At 69.6% G+C, this 17166-nt stretch carries 19 protein-coding genes; all 19 read right to left on the bottom strand.

Going from position 1 to position 17166, the window contains the following annotated elements; translation table 11 throughout:
- Positions 1-1939: hypothetical protein (locus tag ACE3TL_RS08530; RefSeq protein WP_374578287.1), on the bottom strand; the 1939-nt coding region annotated here is incomplete at its 3' end.
- Positions 1940-1948: 9 nt separating this feature from the next.
- Positions 1949-2239, bottom strand: a complete 291-nt coding sequence (locus tag ACE3TL_RS08535; protein WP_374578288.1) for a hypothetical protein — start codon at positions 2237-2239, stop codon at positions 1949-1951.
- A gap of 72 nt (positions 2240-2311) precedes the next feature.
- On the bottom strand, positions 2312-2764 hold the full coding sequence (locus ACE3TL_RS08540; protein WP_374578289.1) for a hypothetical protein: 453 nt from the start codon (positions 2762-2764) through the stop codon (positions 2312-2314).
- A 21-nt stretch (positions 2765-2785) separates the two neighbouring features.
- Positions 2786-3406 (bottom strand): hypothetical protein, encoded by a 621-nt coding sequence (locus ACE3TL_RS08545; protein ID WP_374578290.1) that lies wholly within the window; start codon positions 3404-3406, stop codon positions 2786-2788.
- 9 nt (positions 3407-3415) lie between these two features.
- A complete protein-coding gene (locus tag ACE3TL_RS08550) occupies positions 3416-4375 on the bottom strand; it encodes a hypothetical protein (RefSeq protein ID WP_374578291.1) in 960 nt (319 codons plus the stop codon).
- Between the two features lies 1 nt (position 4376).
- Positions 4377-5291: a hypothetical protein gene (locus ACE3TL_RS08555; protein WP_374578292.1), complete on the bottom strand. Its 915-nt coding sequence runs from the start codon at positions 5289-5291 to the stop codon at positions 4377-4379.
- Positions 5292-6980, bottom strand: coding sequence for a hypothetical protein (locus ACE3TL_RS08560; protein WP_374578293.1), 1689 nt, complete (start codon positions 6978-6980; stop codon positions 5292-5294).
- Positions 6977-11317, bottom strand: coding sequence for a phage tail tape measure protein (locus ACE3TL_RS08565; RefSeq protein ID WP_374578294.1), 4341 nt, complete (start codon positions 11315-11317; stop codon positions 6977-6979). Before ACE3TL_RS08565 ends, ACE3TL_RS08560 begins: the two co-directional genes overlap by 4 nt.
- A 14-nt stretch (positions 11318-11331) precedes the next feature.
- Positions 11332-11550, bottom strand: coding sequence for a hypothetical protein (locus tag ACE3TL_RS08570; protein ID WP_374578295.1), 219 nt, complete (start codon positions 11548-11550; stop codon positions 11332-11334).
- 95 nt (positions 11551-11645) lie between these two features.
- Positions 11646-12020, bottom strand: coding sequence for a hypothetical protein (locus ACE3TL_RS08575; protein ID WP_374578296.1), 375 nt, complete (start codon positions 12018-12020; stop codon positions 11646-11648).
- A 10-nt stretch (positions 12021-12030) separates the two neighbouring features.
- Entirely contained in the window at positions 12031-12456 is a 426-nt protein-coding gene (locus ACE3TL_RS08580) for a phage tail tube protein (RefSeq protein WP_374578297.1), read from the bottom strand.
- Between the two features lie 11 nt (positions 12457-12467).
- Positions 12468-12866, bottom strand: coding sequence for a DUF3168 domain-containing protein (locus tag ACE3TL_RS08585; RefSeq protein ID WP_374578298.1), 399 nt, complete (start codon positions 12864-12866; stop codon positions 12468-12470).
- Between the two features lie 3 nt (positions 12867-12869).
- Positions 12870-13397, bottom strand: coding sequence for an HK97-gp10 family putative phage morphogenesis protein (locus tag ACE3TL_RS08590; protein WP_374578299.1), 528 nt, complete (start codon positions 13395-13397; stop codon positions 12870-12872).
- Positions 13394-13732, bottom strand: a complete 339-nt coding sequence (locus ACE3TL_RS08595) for a phage head closure protein (protein ID WP_374578300.1) — start codon at positions 13730-13732, stop codon at positions 13394-13396. Before ACE3TL_RS08595 ends, ACE3TL_RS08590 begins: the two co-directional genes overlap by 4 nt.
- A gap of 4 nt (positions 13733-13736) precedes the next feature.
- Complete coding sequence (locus tag ACE3TL_RS08600; protein ID WP_374578301.1) at positions 13737-14249, bottom strand: hypothetical protein; 513 nt, start codon at positions 14247-14249, stop codon at positions 13737-13739.
- 51 nt (positions 14250-14300) lie between these two features.
- Positions 14301-14897: a head-tail connector protein gene (locus tag ACE3TL_RS08605; RefSeq protein ID WP_374578302.1), complete on the bottom strand. Its 597-nt coding sequence runs from the start codon at positions 14895-14897 to the stop codon at positions 14301-14303.
- A 3-nt stretch (positions 14898-14900) separates the two neighbouring features.
- Positions 14901-15239: a hypothetical protein gene (locus ACE3TL_RS08610; protein ID WP_374578303.1), complete on the bottom strand. Its 339-nt coding sequence runs from the start codon at positions 15237-15239 to the stop codon at positions 14901-14903.
- 66 nt (positions 15240-15305) lie between these two features.
- Positions 15306-15731, bottom strand: coding sequence for a hypothetical protein (locus ACE3TL_RS08615; protein ID WP_374578304.1), 426 nt, complete (start codon positions 15729-15731; stop codon positions 15306-15308).
- Between the two features lie 87 nt (positions 15732-15818).
- A complete protein-coding gene (locus ACE3TL_RS08620) occupies positions 15819-17156 on the bottom strand; it encodes a phage major capsid protein (protein WP_374578305.1) in 1338 nt (445 codons plus the stop codon).
- Positions 17157-17166: the final 10 nt, after the last annotated feature.

Raw genomic sequence — 17166 nt, forward strand, 5'->3', positions numbered from 1 at the left:
AGGTCCCGACGCCCGGATAGGCCTGCGCCTGTGTGCCTCCGACAGGATCGATCGAGGCGTACTGCGACCAGTTGTCGAAACACCCGACCCCGTAGCTGAACGCCCAGTTGCCCAGCCGCGTCCCATCCGTCGTGAAGAGGTCGGACTTGGTGTAGATGGCCGGCGCCAGGTTGCCGATCACGCTCATCAGCGCGTTGGAGCGCGGCGTCGGCCCCTCGTCATAGAAGACGTTCCAGCGCCCGGCCTCGAACGCCCCGATGCTGGTGTTGGCGTGGATCACCACATGCTTGGAGTTGCCGGTCGCCGCATCGCCCGAGACCCGCAGCAGCGCCGAGACCGTACCGCCCGCGGTGTATTCCATCACGTTCTGCAGGATCGCGAAGCCATCCACGTCCGAGGCCTGGGCCAATTGCAGGAATACGGTGGACGACATCGGGTCGGAGAACCGGCTGAACGCCACCATGCCGCCGCTGTCGGAGCGCGTGCCGGCCGAGAGGTTGATCGGGCCGGCGATGTCGCAGCCCATGACCAGGAACCGCTCCAGGCTGCTCGTCGCGGACGAGGTCCAGGAAACCCCGCGCAGGCAGCGATGCTCGAACGTCCCGGCGTTCAGGGGCGAGGAGACGTTCATCCCCGAGACGGCCATGCCATAGACGTAGTCATGGGACTGGCTGAGCCAGGTGGCGTTGTGGCCGCCGTTGTCGAGCGCCACGTCGTCGAACTGGATCTCCAGTTGGTTCGTCGCCTCGCCCTGGATCGAGCCGGTTCCCGTCCGCACGATGGCCAGGTCTGCGAACCGGATGCAGCCGGTCGTGAGGGGGCTGTCCAGGCCGGTCATCAGCCGCAGGCGCGCCGACACCGCGCCGAACGACATGCGCGCATTGGCCCGGGCGACGGCTGGATCGCGGGTGATGGTGATCGCCGCGCAATCCTGGTTGCGCGCCGACGCGGCCCCGACCAGCGGCCAGGGCGTGCCGCCATCCGCGCCGAGCCGCACGATCACTCCGTCCGCCCGGCCCGCAGCCCCGCTGTTCAGCGCCGTGAACATGTTGGCCAGGCTGTCGAAGGGGGTCGCCTCGGCGGTCGACGGGTTGGTCGAGAAGACCCCGCCCGCGGACCCGCCAGCCTTCACATAGGCGTAGTAGGGCGCGCCAGCGAGCGAGGTGTTCTTGTAGAAGTAGCGGGGGCCGAAATCGCGGCCGTTGACCGCCGTGCCATCGGCGCTGTCGCGCACCGAGGTCGCGCCGCCGATCCAGGGATAGACCTTGCAGCGGATCGTCAGCAGGCCTGCATTCAGCGCCGAGATATCGGTTTCCGGCATCCGGTAGACGATGACCGGCGCACGGTCGCCGGCCCGGCCGGAGATCACCGTCGCACTGACCGGCGAGGCGGTGACGGTGTTGACCCCGTCCGTCACGCTGAAGACGACGGCCGCCACCTCCCGGCCGCCCCTCGCGTTGCGATGAGCCGCGACGATCTCGACCGGCACGACCGTCCCGCCGATAGCGTTTCCGACGACGCTCCGATGCGGCGTGACCCAGTTCGCAATGGGCTTGGGGCTGGCGAGCGTGCTGTTGTTCACCGCCGAGCCCGCGGGCGTGTCCGTCGAATAGAGGTAGTCCGACAGCGCCCAGGTCGCCGGCTCCAGGCTCGCCTGGTTCGGATAGGGCCGGCGGACCTGGCGCGTGACCCGGAACGTGTCGCTGTACGACATCGCCCCGCCCGTCCCGCTGAAACCTTGACGGGCCACGGTGAAGGCGAAGTCGTCCGCGATCGGCGCGGAGCTGGTGACGCTCCACCCCTCGTAAGGCCCAGCGCTGGGGCCTCCGGTCGGGCCGTTCACGGCATCGAACGGCGCCGCGATATCCGAGTCGCCGCCACCAGACGGAGGCGGCGGTGCGATCATCGTCAGCCCAAGGCCCAGGCCAAGCGCAAGCATCCTCGCCCCCTAGTCCGCAGCCATCACCGCGACCTTCTCGGCCGCGCGCGTGGCGTGAAAATCCCAGACGCCGGGCGGCAGCAGCCACCGATCGGCCGCCGAGGCGTCCGGCGCCGGCGCGAAGGCCGCCCAGGCGTCGCCGCCGCGGACGGTCAGCCGCCAGACCATGCCCGGCTGGGCCGAGACGGTGCTGGCGAGGCTGGTCGCGCCCGCCGCCAGGGTCTCACTGGCGACCAGGGCGCTGTCGGGCGTCGGCAAGGACGCGCCGGTCGCGGCCCGGCCGGAAACTGTGCAAAGCATCGCGTGGACCGTCGCCAAGAGCGGGCCTCCTCTGGATGGAATGGAATGGATCGCGAACGCCGTTCGCGGGCTTCAGAGCGCCGGGAGGCCGACCAGGCCGATGACGCCCGCGCTATTGTTGGCGGACAGTCGGACCGCCTGGATCGGAAAGGTCTGGCCGGCGCTGACCGGGATCAGGTTGGCGTTGTTATGACTGCCGTCAGCACATTCGAGGCCGAGATTGCCGGCCGCGGTGACGACGACGGCCCGGACCGGCGTGGCGAGCGGCGCCGCGACATTCGCGGGGATCGCGACGAACCCCTGCGCCGGCGCGCCAGCCGACAGGATCGCCAGGACGTCCTCGATCGACAACGACGCCGGCAGCCCAGCCGCGCGCGAGCGCTGGCCGTCCAGCAGTTCGCCGTCACTGTCGAGCAGGCTGACGCCCGACCAGTGATAGTCCTCGCCGCTGATCGTGATCTTCAGCGAGCGGACCTTGTAGTCGCCATTGCCGCCCGTGAGCGGAATCGAGCCAAACGTGAACATGCGGGTATGCTCCTGGGCCGGTCAGGCCCACTGAATGCTGTCGGGAACGGCCAGGGCCTCGGGCGTGTTTACGGCGGCGCGGACGCGCGCCGTGGCCGCTGCCTCGAGGTCGTAGAGGCCCTGCAGATAGGCGCGGATGACGGAGCGAAAAGCGACCAGCTCGGCCTCGCCCCACTCGCGGAATTCACCGTCCGCCAGCTTGAAGCGGGTGATCGCCTGGGCGTCGACGCCCCGTTCGCGCCGGTCGGCGATCAGGCTGGTGACATCGGCCAGGGCCGATTTCGCTGCGGTGCGGACCCCGTCATACACGAACGCCTGCTCGGCCTGCCAGCGACCGGCCGCCAGCTGCTGCAACGCCCGCTGCCGGGCGACCGCCAGATCGAGCGGCGCGTAACGATAGGCGTATTTGGGCGCGCCGCCGTCGTCGACGATCTCCAGCCCGAGGATCTCACAGCCTCCCGGCGGCGAGTCCGCTGGCGCGATCTCCTTCAACCCCAACCGCTTCAGGTCCGAGGGCCGGGCCAGGTCGAGCCAGTTGGGCGGATAGGCGAAGCCCTCGTGCTCGAAGCCGCCGGCGACCTTCACCCATGCGTCGCCTGTCCGCCGCGCGAACTCCCGCGACGCCGTGAGCTCCTGCGTCATTCCATGCTCCTAGTTGATGGGGCCCTGCCAGATGAAGCTCGTGAACTGGGCCGAGGCCGCCCCGTAGCCCCAGCGCCCCAGCCCATCCTGGACCGCCACCTGGAAGCCGCCGGTCCAGGTCCCGTTGGTCGAGCCGGCGTCATAGGAAAAGGTCGCCAGCAGACCTGTCCAGTTCGGCAGGCCGACCCCCGAAATCCGTGTCCAGACCACCTGGGCCACGCCTCCGACCGCGCCGGAGACCGTCACCGTCACCGCCTCGGTCGTCACGATATTGCCGTCGCTGAAGCCCTGGACCGACCCGGGGTTGACGGTCACCGTCATCGGCGGCGCGGGCGTGCCGGTGTTCTCGCACTTGACCGTGAAGCCATAGGCGGCCGTCTGGCCGTTGGCGTCGCGGAACGTGACCGTTCCCGAGCCTGTGCGCGTCTCGCCCGGGCCTAGCGCGGCGCCGTAATAGCAGGTCGTGCCCGAGGGAGCCTTGGTGAACCCGGCGATGTCCGACCAAGTGATGGTGATGGGTGCGACGCCGCCGGAATGGCTGCAATTCGCCCCGGCCGTGACATTGATCACCGACGAGGAATTGCCGGCCTGGTGGGCGTTGGTGACGGAGCCCGTCAGCGGGGGCTCGCCACGCTCGAGCGTCACCGTGACGAGGTCTGTCACCAGGGTTTCGCCGGTCACCTGGTCCCGCGCCGCACCCCGGAAGCGCGCGGTCTTGGTCCCGACCGACATGCCGGTGGCCCGGAACGTCGTCTGGGCCAGGCCTGGAGACACCGGCGTGATCGCGCTGTCGCCGTCCCAATAGGCCCAGGTCCAGGCGACGTCGCCCGACCCGCCGGTGAAGAGACCGCGAACCGGGCTCGACTCCACCGTCGAACTCGTGCTCGAACCTGCGACCGTGGTCGCGCTCAGGCCGACCGCGAACGGCGGATAGGCGTTGCCGATCAGGGCCGCGGCCGAGACCAGCACGTCAGAACACCTGGCGGAACGAGGCGTCGATGATCACCGCCGGGCTGATCGCCAGCACCTTGCCGCGGATCAGGTCGATGGCGCCCGCGGCCGTGCTGAGCACTGGGGCGCCGGCCCGCCCGAACTTGAAGGCGTTGGAGACCGCCAGGGTGCGCGGCCCGCCGCTCGGCGGCTGGATCACCTGGATCTCGATATAGTCGCCGATCTTCAGGTTCGCCGGGGTCGGCAATGTGCGATTGCCGCCCAGCACCACGCTGGCGAACAGCCCATGGACGTTGATGTCCCAGGCCAGGCTCGGCGCATCGGTGATCGGACGATAGAGCTGCAGCGCCGCCATGGTCGCCGCCGTGCCCGCCTTGCCGTTATCCGTGCCCGCCCAATAGTCAGCGACCGCCGCCACCGGGATCGAGCTCGATGGCGCCAGACCCACGCGCCAGGCCGAATAGGTCCCCGCCCCGAACGCCTGCTCGCAATCGAAGGTCGCCGCGCCGGTCGCTGGATCATAGGTGAGCAGCGGCCCGCTCATCCGCTTGGAAGCGTCGCCCTGGACCGAGGCGACGATGGTCTGGCCCGGCACCAGGCTCTTGCCGGTCTGCAGCGTCAACGCCTTGGCCCCAGCGCCCAGCGCCATGGTCGAGGTGCTGGTGGCCATGGTGCCGGGGGCATTGACGGCGGTCAACGCGAACTGCTGGGCCTGATTGCGCAGGGTGACGACATCGGCCAGCGCCTGGGCGACCGCCGCGGACTTGGCCGAGATGTCCGTCAATGCGGCCTGCATCCAGGACCCGACCGCATTCACGGCCACGCTCCAGGGATTCATCCCCGGCAGGAACGCGTTGACCTTGGCGTTGAACGCCTCCGGCCGCTCGTTGCGATTCGGCCAGTCCGGCAGCGTCGGGATCACGGGAGGCGGCATCTAAGCGGCCTCCAGTTGCAGCGTGTAGAGCGGCAGCGCATAGGGCACGACCAAGCTGAAATCCTTGTAGTAGGCGTAGAGGATCATCGACCGGTACTGGTCCGAGGCGATCCAGACGACGAGGCGCGAGTCCAATTGGCCGAACAGGTCGTAGAGGTAGTCGACCATCGACGGCTTCACGATGACCTCGACATTGGCCTTGCGGCTGAGCGCCCGTTTCTTGACGGTCACCCGGTTGAACCCGTCGCGCTGGATGGTGCTGGCGCTGATGAAGGAGAGGCCGACGCCCCACCTCGTATCGCCGATGTCCTGCAGGGCCCCGATCGACAGCCCGCCGCAGGCCACCGCGAAGCCCGGATCGGAGAGCGTCACCGCCACCTGGATGTCGGCATAGGGCGGCAGGTCGAGGAAGATGTCGTAAGTCTTCCGCCGGATGGGCTGGAAGAAGTAATCCCAGGGCGTGGCCACCGCCGAATTGTCGACCAGGCTAACCGTGCGGTCGTAGATCACGCCCTCGACGGGATCGGTCATGGTCACCCTCGCCTGCGCCGCGTCGATCGCCAGCAGCGCCAGGCCCGTGACCCGCTGGTCGGGGTTGATCACCACGGTGATCGCATCCGCGGCCGTCGAGATCGTGCCCAGCGTCTCGTCAAGCATCCGCAGGCGATTGATCGGGCCCGCCTCGATCCACCAGGCCGCGTCGGTCAGGGCATGGCCGTTATTGCCCGAGGCCACCGACACGTACAGCGTCCCGGACGTGGCGGCCGTGTCGCCCCGCACGGCGACGTTCTTCGCATAGGTGGTCGCCGCGTTATAGACCGGCTCGGTCACCGGGATGCTGGAGACCACGCGCGGCTTGCCGAGGTCGGCCGCGCGAACCGCCGCAGTCGTGGTCGTCGGGATGTAGGACGACACCCCGCCCGCCTCGAGCTGCGCGCCCCACACCTCCACGCCCTTGTCGGTCACGCCCGCGAAGCTGTTCAGCCCGTCGCCGAGCGTGAGATAGAGGCCGAAATCCCCCTCGCCCGCGACCGCGCCCTCCAGTTCGATGCGGATCCAGTCCGACGCCAGGCGCACGATGCGCGCCTGCATGATCGAGGCGCCGGCGCCGAACTGGCCGGCGCTCGGCAGATTGGCGTTGGCGAGATCGACCGTCACCTCGAACCCGGCCGCTTCGCCGGCCGTGGCCACGCGCAGCCGCACCTTGCCCAGACCCGCGGCCCGCACGAACAGCGAGGCGCCCACGGTTTCGCCCGGCGCCACCGACGCCGACGCAGCCTTCGAGATCTGGTGAGCGACCGTGTCCGTGGCGCTCGGCGCCACCAGGTCCGCGCTCGTCGTGCCGTCCGGGGCCACCGCTGCATTGGCGGTGACCGTCGCCTCGGCGGCGGTCCAGGTGGTGATGTCCTGGCTCTGCAGCATCAGGTTCGTCGACGCGGCCTCGGCTAGGAACTGCGGCGCGCCGGGCGGCAGGATCGCTACGCCCGGCAACGGCATGGTCGGCAGCAGCAGCATCGGTCCGGTCAGCCAGCCGGCCGGCGCATAGATCCGCACCTCCGGGGGATAACTCAGCCGGGGCTCGCCGGCCGGCGCGAAGCCGACCAGACCGGCCAGGGTGTAGAAGCTGGCCGCGCTCGCGCGCGAGAAGCTCGAGGACGCCAGCAAGTCGATGGGATCGATGAACTTCACGAGGCGACCTTCACGGTGATCGGCTTGTCGGGGTCGTAGAGGTCGCGCACGCCCACCCCGTCGCGGGTCTGGGCGGCCAGGTGCTTTTCGATCTCCACCAGCCGCGCGGCCTGGGCGATCACCGCCGGGATCAGCTCCGCCTTCAGCTCGCGAACGGCGTTCGCCGCCTCGACGATCTGGCCGGGCCGCGACACGTCGATGATCTCGCCGCGCGAGGCGCGCAGCTGCACCAGTTGCTTGTCGATCCCGGCCATGCCGCCGACCCGGAAACTGCCCCCGGTCGAGAAGCCGACGATCCGCTCGGGCTGGCCGAACGCCTGCAGGATGTGGCGCGCGACCGCCTTGGTCTCGTCGTCCTGCTGCAGGATCCAGGCTTGCCAGCCTCCAGCGCCGAAATCGCCCTTGTAGCCGGTCGCCGAGGCCAGGGCCTTGTTCGACTCCGGGTTCAGGCCCCACTGGCGGCCAGCCGCATCGACGCCGGCGAGCGCCTGGCCATAGGCGCTCAACGCCGCGGCGAACCCGTCGACGCTCTCCTGCACGCCCAGGGTGGCGTTGTACTGCGCCTCCATGGCCGAAAGCTGCCGCTCGGCGATCGAGGCTTGGCGGTCGGCCGTGCCCGAGGCGCCCTGCACCGCGTTGAGCACCGCGCCGATCACCTTCAGATGGCCCAGCGCGTCGTCCTGCCAGCCCTCCGATGACTGAATGTAGGCGTCGCCGACCTTCTGCAGGTCGCGCATGGCGTCGTCGTTGCCGAGCTGGGCCAGGGCCGCGACCCGGTTGAACTCCCGTTCGGCGGCGTCGAACGCGGCGCGCGCATCACCGCTCTGCACCTGGCCCAGCAGTTGGGCGCTGTAGGATTTCAGGCTGTCGCCGATCGAGCGCAGCTTGGTGATCTGCGACTGCAGCTCGCTGGTCGATTTCTGATAGGCCGCCTGCAGGGCCGAGCGCGCCCGATCCAGCGCCGCGTTCGCCGCCACCTGCTCCTCGGTGAGCTGGCTCGCATACTGCTTGCCGAGCTCGCCCAGCTGCAGGCCCTCGAGCTGGGTCAATTGCGCCGAGATCGCCGCGAACTGTTCGGCCGTCAACATGCCGGCCTGGAACTGCGCCTCGAGCTCGGCCCGCCGCGCCTGCTGTTCGGCGACCAGGGCCTGGGTGTCGTAGGCCCGCGGATCGGTCAGCTTCAGGATCTCGTCGCCGATCTGCTTGGGCAGCAACTGCGCGGCGGCGAAGCTCTGCAGGGCGGTCGCGACGGCGTCGAAGCCCTGCCCGGCCGCCAGCATCGACTCCACCAGCTGGCGCTGGGCGTCGCTGGTATAGGCCGCGCCCTGCAGCACGGCCTTCAGCGCCGCCTCGGCCGCCGCGGCCGGATCGCCGACCGCCGTGCGCAGCTCCTGGCCGTTCGACAAGAAGACATGGGTCAGGTCGCGCGTGCCGATATCGATCTGCCGGACCGTGGTCGTCAGCGAGATTCCGAACGCTTCCAGCGCCGCTTGTCCCGCCTGGACCGCGTCGGCCGCGGCCTTGGCCGCCCCCTCGGTCTCGCTGGTCCGCTTGTTCCCCGAGATCGCATAGCCGCCTGAGCCGTCGAAGGTGGCCAGGGCCGCCTGGTTCGAGGGTTTCGGCTTCAGCAGCGCCGCGCCGAGCCCGGCGATGATGCCGATCGGCCCACCCAGGGCGCTCATCAACGGGCCGAGCGCCGCGCCGACGCCGCCAAGCACCCCGCTGATCGTTCCGCCCAGGCCGCCCAGCGCGCCGGTGATCGCGCTTCCCACCCCGCCCAGCGCGCCGCTGATCGCGCCGCCGATCCCCTTCGCGGCGTTGAGGATGCTTCCCCCGAACGCGCCGAACCCCTTGGCGACGCCGCCGAGCACCGACGACAGGCTCTTGCCGATCGCGCCCAGCACCCCGCCGCCGCCTGCCGTCGAACCGCCGCTGAACAGCGAGCCGAGCACCGACCCGGCCTTCTTCATGGTCGCCACCACGGCGTCCCAGTTGTCCAGCATGTCGAGCAGCAGGCGCTGCCAGTTCACCTTTCCGGTGGCGACCAGCTCCTGGAACATGCCCTTCCAGGCCGAGCCCATGCGCTCGAGGCTGGCGCTCCAGCTCTCCTCCCGCTCGGCGATCCCCGTCTCGAAGGCGTCCCGCGCCGCCCCGGCCTTGTCGACGATGTCCTCGCCGGTCCCCGGCAGCACGACCTTCACCGCCGAGATCTTCAGGTACTTGGCGTGGAGGCGCTCCAACGCATCGGCCAGTTCCTCGGCCGACACCGCCCCCTTGGCGAATCCATCGCGCAGGGTCAGGACCTCCTGGCGATAGTCCCGGATGGCTCGTTCACCCTCGGTCAGCAGGCCGCCCATGATCCGCGCGACCTCGTCGCGCAGGGCCTCGAACGCCGCCGCCGTCTTCTTGGCCGCGCCCTTCGCCGGCGCCACCATGCCGGCGTCGAGCTTGGCCATCCACGCCGCCACGCCTTCGACCATGTCCGGCACGTAGGAATGCCCGACCACGCGGTCGTAGAGCTGGAAGAAGGCGTCGCCGACCTCCTCCACCTTCCGCTTCACCGCGTCGAAGACCTTGGGCAGGGCGGTCCCGAGCCAGTCGCGCACACCTTCGTACGCCTTGCGCACCCAGGTCACCAGCTCCGGGAAGATGGTGTTGAAGGCCGCGCCGATCCCTTGCAGCGCCGACAGGATCGCCTTGCCGGTGAACGTCCAGGCGCCCGAGAAGTCACCCCTCAGCAGCGCGCCCAGGGCGTTGACCACGTTCGTGATGGTGTTGACCGCGCCGGTCACCAGGTCGAGCGTCGCGCCCATCACCCGCGCCACCAGCTCGCCGAAATCGCGGAACGTGCGGCCGACCTGGGTGTCGGCCCCGAAGGCCAGCGTGAAGGTCTCGGCCAGGGCGCCGACCAGGTCCTGCACGGCGGCGAACAGCGGCTGGATCTTCGGGCCGAGCACCTCGCCGACGCGCCGCCCGAACGTCTCCAGCGCCGGGATGATCGTGCTCCCGAACACCGCGAAGGCGGCGGCGACAGCGGCCACCGCGCCGACGATCGGCAGGGTCACCGGCGCCGACAGCAATCCCATCACCGTGCCGACCGCCGAGATCGCCCCGCCGATCAGCATCACCGCCGGGCCGACCGCGGCGGCCACCGCGCCCGCGACCACGGCGAACTTCAGAAACGCCGGGTTCGCCTCCGACAGACGGTCCACCAGCCCCGACAAACCGGCCACGAACTGGGTCGCGAACTCCAGCAGCCCGGACTTGCCGATGGCGATCCCCAGCTCCTCGAGCGATCCCTTCAACTGCTCGAGCTGGCCGGCGAACCCCGTCATCCGCTCGGCGCTCTGGGCCGCGGCGTCGGTCTCGGCGATCTTGGCCTTCAGCGCATCGAGCCCCGCCCCGCCCTGCTGCATCAGCCCAAGGGCCGTGCGCATGGCGTCGGTCCCGAACACCTTGGTCAGCACCTCGGTCTTCGCCGCGTCGGACAGCCCGCCCAGCTTGGTCTGCAGCATCTGCGCGATGTCCGACATGCTCTTCATGCCGCCATTCGCGTCGTGGAAGCTCAGGCCGTACTGCGCCATGGTCTGCGCCGCCTGTTTCGAGCGCGGGACCATCGCCGTCAGGAACGTCTTGAACGACGTCCCGGCGTCCGAGCCCGAGGCGAACAGCGACGACGTGCCCGCCAGCACCGCGTTGAAATCCTCGAACGACACGCCGAGGTTCGCCGCCACGCCGCCAGCCTGGCCGATGGCCAGGGTGAAATCCTTGAAATCGAGCTTCGACTCGTTGACCGCGCCGGTGATCTGGTTGACCACGCCGGGCAGCTGCTCGGCCGACAGTCGGAACTGCTGCATGGAGTCGCTGATCGCCGAGGCGGCCGGCTCCAGTTCGCTGCCAGCCGCCGCCGCCAGGTTGACCGTCGCCTCGGCCGCGCCGCCAAGGATGTCCGTCACGCTAAGGCCGGTCTTGGCCAGCATGTCCATGGCGTCGGCCGCTTCCCCGGCCGAGAAGATCGTCGCCTTGCCGATCTTCCGCGCCTCGACCTCCATCGCCCGCAGTTCGTCGGCCGTGCCCTTGGTCGAGATCCCGACCTTGATCATCGAGGACTCGAAGTCCGACGACGCCTTCAGCGCCGCAGCCCCGAACGCCAGCAACGGCGCGGTCAGGCTGAGGCTGAGCGACTGCCCCAGCCCCTGCATCTGCGAGCCGATCTTCTCGAACTGCCGCCCGGTCTTGCGCAGGTGGGCCTGGGCCGCGTTCAGGCCGCCCTCGAACTTGGCGGCGTCGAGGCCGAGCACGACGCGCAAGGCGCCGATCAGCGCGGGACTGGACATGAGCGCCTCCTTCGTCAGGGATGGCTAAGCGTTTCGCGCTGGACTTCGGCGGCCTTCATCAGGTGCGCCCAGTGATCGAGCACCGCTTCCATCTGCTCGGGGGTCTGGACCTCGGGCGCGGACCTGGCCCGCCCCTCGCCGACGAAGGCCCGGAAGGTGGGCGGCCGCTTCAGGCGCGGCAGGACGGCGGTGTAGTAGGCCAGCTCGCGCCGGTGCTGGGCCTCCCGCTCCATCGCCCGCAGCTTGCCGGCCAGGGCGATCTGGAACAGCCGCGGCGTGGAGCGCCAGAAATCCGCGATCGAGCCCAGGCCAAGCTCGATCCAGATCGTCAGGTACTCGGACCAGTCGGTCCGGGCTGAGGGTCCGCGACGCCTTCGGCCGCCCCCGCGCTTTCGTCCGGCGGGGCCTGCGAGGCCTTGAGCCCGGCCACCAGCTTCTCGGTCACCTTGACGAGCCCGACCTGCTGGATGATCTGGCCCGCCCGGGCCGGGGTGATCTGCGGATGGCGCTCGCGGGTCGCAGCCCACAACAGCGCCCGCAGCAGGCCAAGGCGCGGGGCGCCCTGCACCTGCGCCATGATCTGGAAGATGCTCTTGTCGAGCTGGTCCTCGACCGACACGAGGGTGTCGAAATCGAAGACCAGGCTCAGCACCTCGTCCTTGCTGACCTCGAGCGAGACCTCGGCGCGCAGAAGATTGGTCATGCCCCGCGCCTCAGAGGCCGGTCCCGCGGACGATCTCGCCGGTGACCCGGAACGTGATCGTCGCGGTCTGGATTTCGCCGGGGGTGATCTCGTCGGGCACATAGCCCTTCACGAAACCCCCGAACCTGCGCCACCGGCCGGACGGCCAGCTGATCCGCACCAGGCGGGTGTCGCCCTGGCCGCGCCAGGTGGCGATATAGTCGTCGGTGACGCCGCCCTCGATGTGGTTGACCGAGAACGACATGTCGCCAGGGTCGATGAGCCCCTGGACGAACTCCTTGTAACGGCCGGGGCTCTCCATGTGGGTCGCCTCCGGTTCGTCGACGCTCTCGTTCGGCGGCGTCACCGACCGCACCTCCAGCATCTTGGTCCAGGTCGCGCCCCCGTCGCTGGAGACATGGATAAGCGTACGCGTGCCGATGACGGCGTCGGTCATGGAAGCCTCCTTTAGGCTATGAGGTGCCAGACCTGGGCGTCCAGGCTGACCCGAAACTCGGTGGCGACCGGCGTCTGGGCGAGCGCCTGGTCGCGGTCGACGTCCTCGCGGATGTCGCGCAGGAACGCCCCCTGGAACGGGGCCGTGAACAAGGTCGGCAGCAGCGCCTCCACGGCGCCCTGCAGCGCCACCGCCTCGACATAGGTTCGGCCCCAGCAGTCGAACTGGACGATGTGCGGCGTCAGCCGCACCCGATCCTCCATCGTGTAGCTGGCGCCGCTGTGGATCCGGTGCATGACCAGGGCCGGCAGCCGCTCGCCCTGCGGCCGGCGCTTCCAATGCACCCGCGCGCCGGCGATCGCCGCGATGGCGGAGGAGGCCAGCGCCGCGGCCGTCAGGTCCGCCTGCATGGCTTAGCCCTTGGCCTTCCGCGCCTTTCGGCGCGCACGGGCCGTACCCTTGGCGATCTCGTCCGCGACAGCATCGCGGATAACGCCGAGCGCCTTCTCCTTCCGCTCTTCAAATGCAGGCCGCATGTATGGTTGCGGCGGCTCGTTGTTGACGGATCCGAACTCAACGAGGTGGGCGTGAGGGAGTTTTCCTGGCCCCACATACACCTCGACATTGCTACCCGAACCCGCGGCGGCCCTCCGCGCGTCGCGCAGGGCAGAAACGGCAGCGTCAATACCAGCGCCCGATCTCATCGCGGCGGCGAATTCCGCCTTGCCAACCTTGTTCACGGTCCGGCTCGAAACCTTGATGCTGTCTCTGAGTCGACCGGAAAGCACCGGGACGAGTTCACGCGCTCTCTCGGCGATTGGCTCGCCTCCGCGAACCAGACCACGCTTGATTGCATTCTTCCCCGCACGGGAACTGGTCGCCTGAATGAGCTCGTTTAGAGCCGCTTCAAGCTCCTTCCCCCCTTCAAACTTGATCTTCATCCGGCCGCTCCATCCACTAGGGCTGCGGCTGTGATCTCCACGCCGACCCGGCGCTGGAGCTCCTTCACGCCGCCGATTTCGAAGACCTGCCCCTCGAACACGATCCGATCCTTCGCGGTCAGCCCGGCCGTCAGCGCCGACCAGCGGACCCGGAACCGCGCCGTTGCGAAGGCGCCCACCTGTTGGGCGCGGATCCGCTCGCCGTCCGAGATCGGCAGGTATTGGGCGAACACCGTCGCCAGGTCCGCCCATTGCGGCACGAGCTCGTTCAGGCTGTTGGGAACCATCACCGCGCGCTGCAGCGTGATCCGCCGATCGAGCTCGCCCGCCCGCATGGCGTCAGGTCGCCGCGCCGATCAGGATGATGTCGTAATCGACCGCCGACCCGGCCCCGCCGTTGGCGATCTTGAGCAGGTCGCCCGTCCCGGCCGTCACCAGCCATCCCGCCGCGGTCGGGCTGGCGAGCAGCACCGAACCGCCGGGATCGACCGACAGCGTGTTGTTCGCCGCGCCGAACGGACCGACGAAGGCGTTGGCCGCGGCGCCGCCGACGATCACCTTGTTGGTGTTCCCCGCCGCCGCGCGGACCACGATCGCCTTCACCCGCTTGAAGGCCAGCGCGCCCCCGAACGGATCGAGCAGCGCCCCGCCGTCCAGGTCCAGCTCCTCGCTGGCGCTCGCCGCCAGGGTCCGCTGGTCGGCGAACACCAGGTTCGCCTGGCCCGCGCCGGCGCCGAAGTTGAACTCGGTCGCATAGACCTTGCCCAGTCGGCCGGTCACGGCCAGCAGGTCCGCCGCCGCGGTGATCTCCCCCGCCACCTGCGCGGCGACGGTAAGCTTCAGACCGTTCATGACGGCCTCCTCTGTTGTGGGGTGTTCGAAAGGGCGAACGAGGTTCGCGGGTCAGCCGACGCGCGGGATCCGGATCGGTCGAAGCAGGCGCGTCACCGCCAGCGGCTCCCGGACCGCGGCCTGGCTGTCGCGATGCTCGTAGAATTCGCCGACCAGCAGGCGCAGGGCCCGGCGGATCACCTCGACCTTCGCCGGCCAGGGCGTCCCCGGCGCCGGCGCCGTCCAGCCGCAGCGATAGGTAATGGAGACCGCCCGCCGCGCCGTCAGCGCGCTGGGCCAGGTCTTGGTGATCGCCGGTTCGACGGCGGCCCGCTCGCCGGCCAGCACCCGATAGGCGTCCGGGGGCAGCAGGGCCTCGACGCCGCCGGCGTCCAAGTATCGGATCTCGGTGACGGCCAGCAGCGGCGGCAAGGGCAGGTCGATGGCGCCTCGCGCCGGCGGGAAGCCGTCCAGCCAGAGCCGCCAGGTCTGATCGACGATCGCGCGCCGCAGCGTGCCCGCTGCGCCGTCCAGATGCCCGACCGCCGCCAGGATCGCGTCCTCGATCTCCTGGTCCTCATCGGCGTGGTCGACACGAAGATGGCGCTTGGCCTCTTCGAGCCCGAGGGGCGACGCCGCCGGCGGTGTGACGAGCTCCAGGTCGAGCACGGACTAGATCTCGGCGCGGCGGGCCAGCTCGGCCTCGATGATCGCCACGGCTGCGGCCTTGTTGCCAACGCTCTGGCCGCCGTTCAGCGCCCGGGCGATGTCGCGATACTTGAACCAGTTCAACTCGCGCCAGTCGTCGGGGATCTCGACGGGCTGCGGCAGGACCACGGCGCCGCCGGCGGCCTCGGCGATCTCCTCCTCGGTGGCTTCGCGGACGTACTCGCCATCGGTCAGGCCCTCGACGAGGTCTTCGCGGATGGGGACGACGCCGCCCTCGGCCAGCATCTCGGTGAAGCGTCCGTCGACGGAGTACGGGAACGCCACCAGCACCTTGAACAGCATCGCTGCATCTCCTCAGAGGGGTTGCGGCCAGGCCCGCGCCTGGCCGCCGGGATCCGCGGCCGGCCGTCAGGCCGGCGGGTTCGGGGTCGGCGACATCAGCGGGTGGCCGAGCAGGGCGATCGCGGCGACATAAGCGTCGCCGGTGTTGTTCGCCGGGGTGATGGTCAGGCGCACATACGGCTTGTGGCCGACATAGCCGAGCTTGCGCACCTTGTTGTCGTCGTCGAACCGAAAGCCCGCGAGGACCTCGGTCCCCAGCAGCAGGTCGTCGGGCACGGCCGCGGCGTCGGCCAGGGCGGGATCGTCGCCATGCTCGGCCAGGACGGTGAAGGTCGCATCGGCGTCGGCCAGACTCCCCGTGACGATCAACCAGGTCAGGCTCTGGAACCCCATCATGGCGATGATCTGCGACACGAACGGCGTGTTGTCGGTCTTAGCGACCTGCGGGCTGATCGCGCGAGCGGGGTGGATGTTGTTGAACAGGTCCTTCATGGGAGAGCCTCCGAATGGATTGTCGGGAAGGTTGGGGCCGAGCGTGGGCCCGGCCCCGGATCGCCGCCGAGAGGGCTGGAGAGCGGCTTAGGCCGCGGCGACCTTGAGCAGTTTCATCGCCTGGAAGTTCTGGACGCCGCCGCCGGTCCGCTTGGTGGTGTAGAAGGTCACGAAGCCGGAGACCTTGTACGGGTTGCGCAGGACGCGGATGCCGCGGCGGTCGAGGATCAGGTAGCCGCGGCGGAAGTCGCCATAGGCGATCGGGAATGCACCGGCGCCGACGTCAGGCATATTGTCGTCGGTGTAGACCGGGTAGCCCAGCAGGGTCGCCGGCTTGCCGACCTGGGTCGAGGGCTCCCACTGATAGCGGCCCTGACCATCCTTCAACTTGCGGATCTTCCCCTCGGTGAAGCGGTTCATCAGCCAGGACGCATTGGGCCGGAAGCCCTGCTTGAGAGCCGTGGTCAGGTCGATCAGCGGATCCATGCTGGTCAGGTCGGCGGCCGCGCCGCTGATCTTGTAGCCCAGCTTGCCCCACCCCCAGGCGCCGTCCTCGACCGTGTCATAGGACAGCAGGCCGCGGGGCTTCTTGTCGCCGTTGCCGGTGATGTGGGCCAGGCCCTCCTGTTCGGCGAACTCGATCTCCACCTCGTCCGACAGCCAGGCGGCGATGTCGAAATCGGCGTCCTCGAGCATTTCCTCGGTGGCCTCCGGCTCGGCATAGAGGGTCATGGCCGGGAATTCGAGCATCGCGAGTTGCGGCGTGCCCGTTTCCTGGCGCTGCTCGTTCTCGCCCACCCAGCCGGACTTGGCGCCGCCGACGCCGACGCGCTTCTTGTAGGTCGAGGCGCCGGTCGGGCGGACGGTCGCGAGCTGGCGCATCGCCGACGATGTGCCGAGGATGCGGTCGATAGCCTGTTCGACCTCGGGCGACACGACATAGCCGCCATCCGGGTCCGACTGCCGGGTAAGCTGCGCCTTGACGGCCAGTGCCTTCAGGTCCTGCTCGCCGGCCCCGCGGCGGAAGAAGGCGTTGAACGCCGCGGAATAGGCGCGACGGTCAGGCGTGTCGTTCGCATCACCCCCGCCCCCCAGGGCGGCTGCGGCGATCTTCTTGTTCATCTCGTCGATCGCCGCCTGAAGGGAGCCGATCGAGTCGTTGATCGCGGAGACCTTGGCGTCCACGACCGCGTCGGCTTTCGACTTGATGCGCTCGTCATTGGTGGACTGGAAAGCCGCCCAGGCTTGCTGCAGATCCGCCAGCACCTTGGCCGGGTCGGCGGCGTCGGCGCGCGGATTGAAACTCTGGATCGCCCGCGGCGCGACCTTGGCCGGGAGGGCGACGGCCGGGCCGCGAGCGGCCAGGCTCGGGGTGACGGCGAGCGCCGTCGCGCCCACCAGGGCGTTACGCGAAACATGTTGCATGGGATGTCCT

It is taken from the genome of Phenylobacterium sp. (assembly GCF_041920015.1).
GTDB lineage: Bacteria > Pseudomonadota > Alphaproteobacteria > Caulobacterales > Caulobacteraceae > Phenylobacterium.

What these genes read in the sequence shown, in the direction of transcription:
- ACE3TL_RS08535 (WP_374578288.1), bottom strand. Translation starts at nt 2,239, where the DNA reads ATGCTTTGCACAGTTTCCGGCCGGGCCGCGACCGGCGCGTCCTTGCCG.
- ACE3TL_RS08540 (WP_374578289.1), bottom strand. Translation starts at nt 2,764, where the DNA reads ATGTTCACGTTTGGCTCGATTCCGCTCACGGGCGGCAATGGCGACTAC.
- ACE3TL_RS08545 (WP_374578290.1), bottom strand. Translation starts at nt 3,406, where the DNA reads ATGACGCAGGAGCTCACGGCGTCGCGGGAGTTCGCGCGGCGGACAGGC.
- ACE3TL_RS08555 (WP_374578292.1), bottom strand. Translation starts at nt 5,291, where the DNA reads ATGCCGCCTCCCGTGATCCCGACGCTGCCGGACTGGCCGAATCGCAAC.
- ACE3TL_RS08565 (WP_374578294.1), bottom strand. Translation starts at nt 11,317, where the DNA reads ATGTCCAGTCCCGCGCTGATCGGCGCCTTGCGCGTCGTGCTCGGCCTC.
- ACE3TL_RS08570 (WP_374578295.1), bottom strand. Translation starts at nt 11,550, where the DNA reads ATGGAGCGGGAGGCCCAGCACCGGCGCGAGCTGGCCTACTACACCGCC.
- ACE3TL_RS08575 (WP_374578296.1), bottom strand. Translation starts at nt 12,020, where the DNA reads ATGACCAATCTTCTGCGCGCCGAGGTCTCGCTCGAGGTCAGCAAGGAC.
- ACE3TL_RS08580 (WP_374578297.1), bottom strand. Translation starts at nt 12,456, where the DNA reads ATGACCGACGCCGTCATCGGCACGCGTACGCTTATCCATGTCTCCAGC.
- ACE3TL_RS08585 (WP_374578298.1), bottom strand. Translation starts at nt 12,866, where the DNA reads ATGCAGGCGGACCTGACGGCCGCGGCGCTGGCCTCCTCCGCCATCGCG.
- ACE3TL_RS08590 (WP_374578299.1), bottom strand. Translation starts at nt 13,397, where the DNA reads ATGAAGATCAAGTTTGAAGGGGGGAAGGAGCTTGAAGCGGCTCTAAAC.
- ACE3TL_RS08595 (WP_374578300.1), bottom strand. Translation starts at nt 13,732, where the DNA reads ATGCGGGCGGGCGAGCTCGATCGGCGGATCACGCTGCAGCGCGCGGTG.
- ACE3TL_RS08600 (WP_374578301.1), bottom strand. Translation starts at nt 14,249, where the DNA reads ATGAACGGTCTGAAGCTTACCGTCGCCGCGCAGGTGGCGGGGGAGATC.
- ACE3TL_RS08610 (WP_374578303.1), bottom strand. Translation starts at nt 15,239, where the DNA reads ATGCTGTTCAAGGTGCTGGTGGCGTTCCCGTACTCCGTCGACGGACGC.
- ACE3TL_RS08615 (WP_374578304.1), bottom strand. Translation starts at nt 15,731, where the DNA reads ATGAAGGACCTGTTCAACAACATCCACCCCGCTCGCGCGATCAGCCCG.
- ACE3TL_RS08620 (WP_374578305.1), bottom strand. Translation starts at nt 17,156, where the DNA reads ATGCAACATGTTTCGCGTAACGCCCTGGTGGGCGCGACGGCGCTCGCC.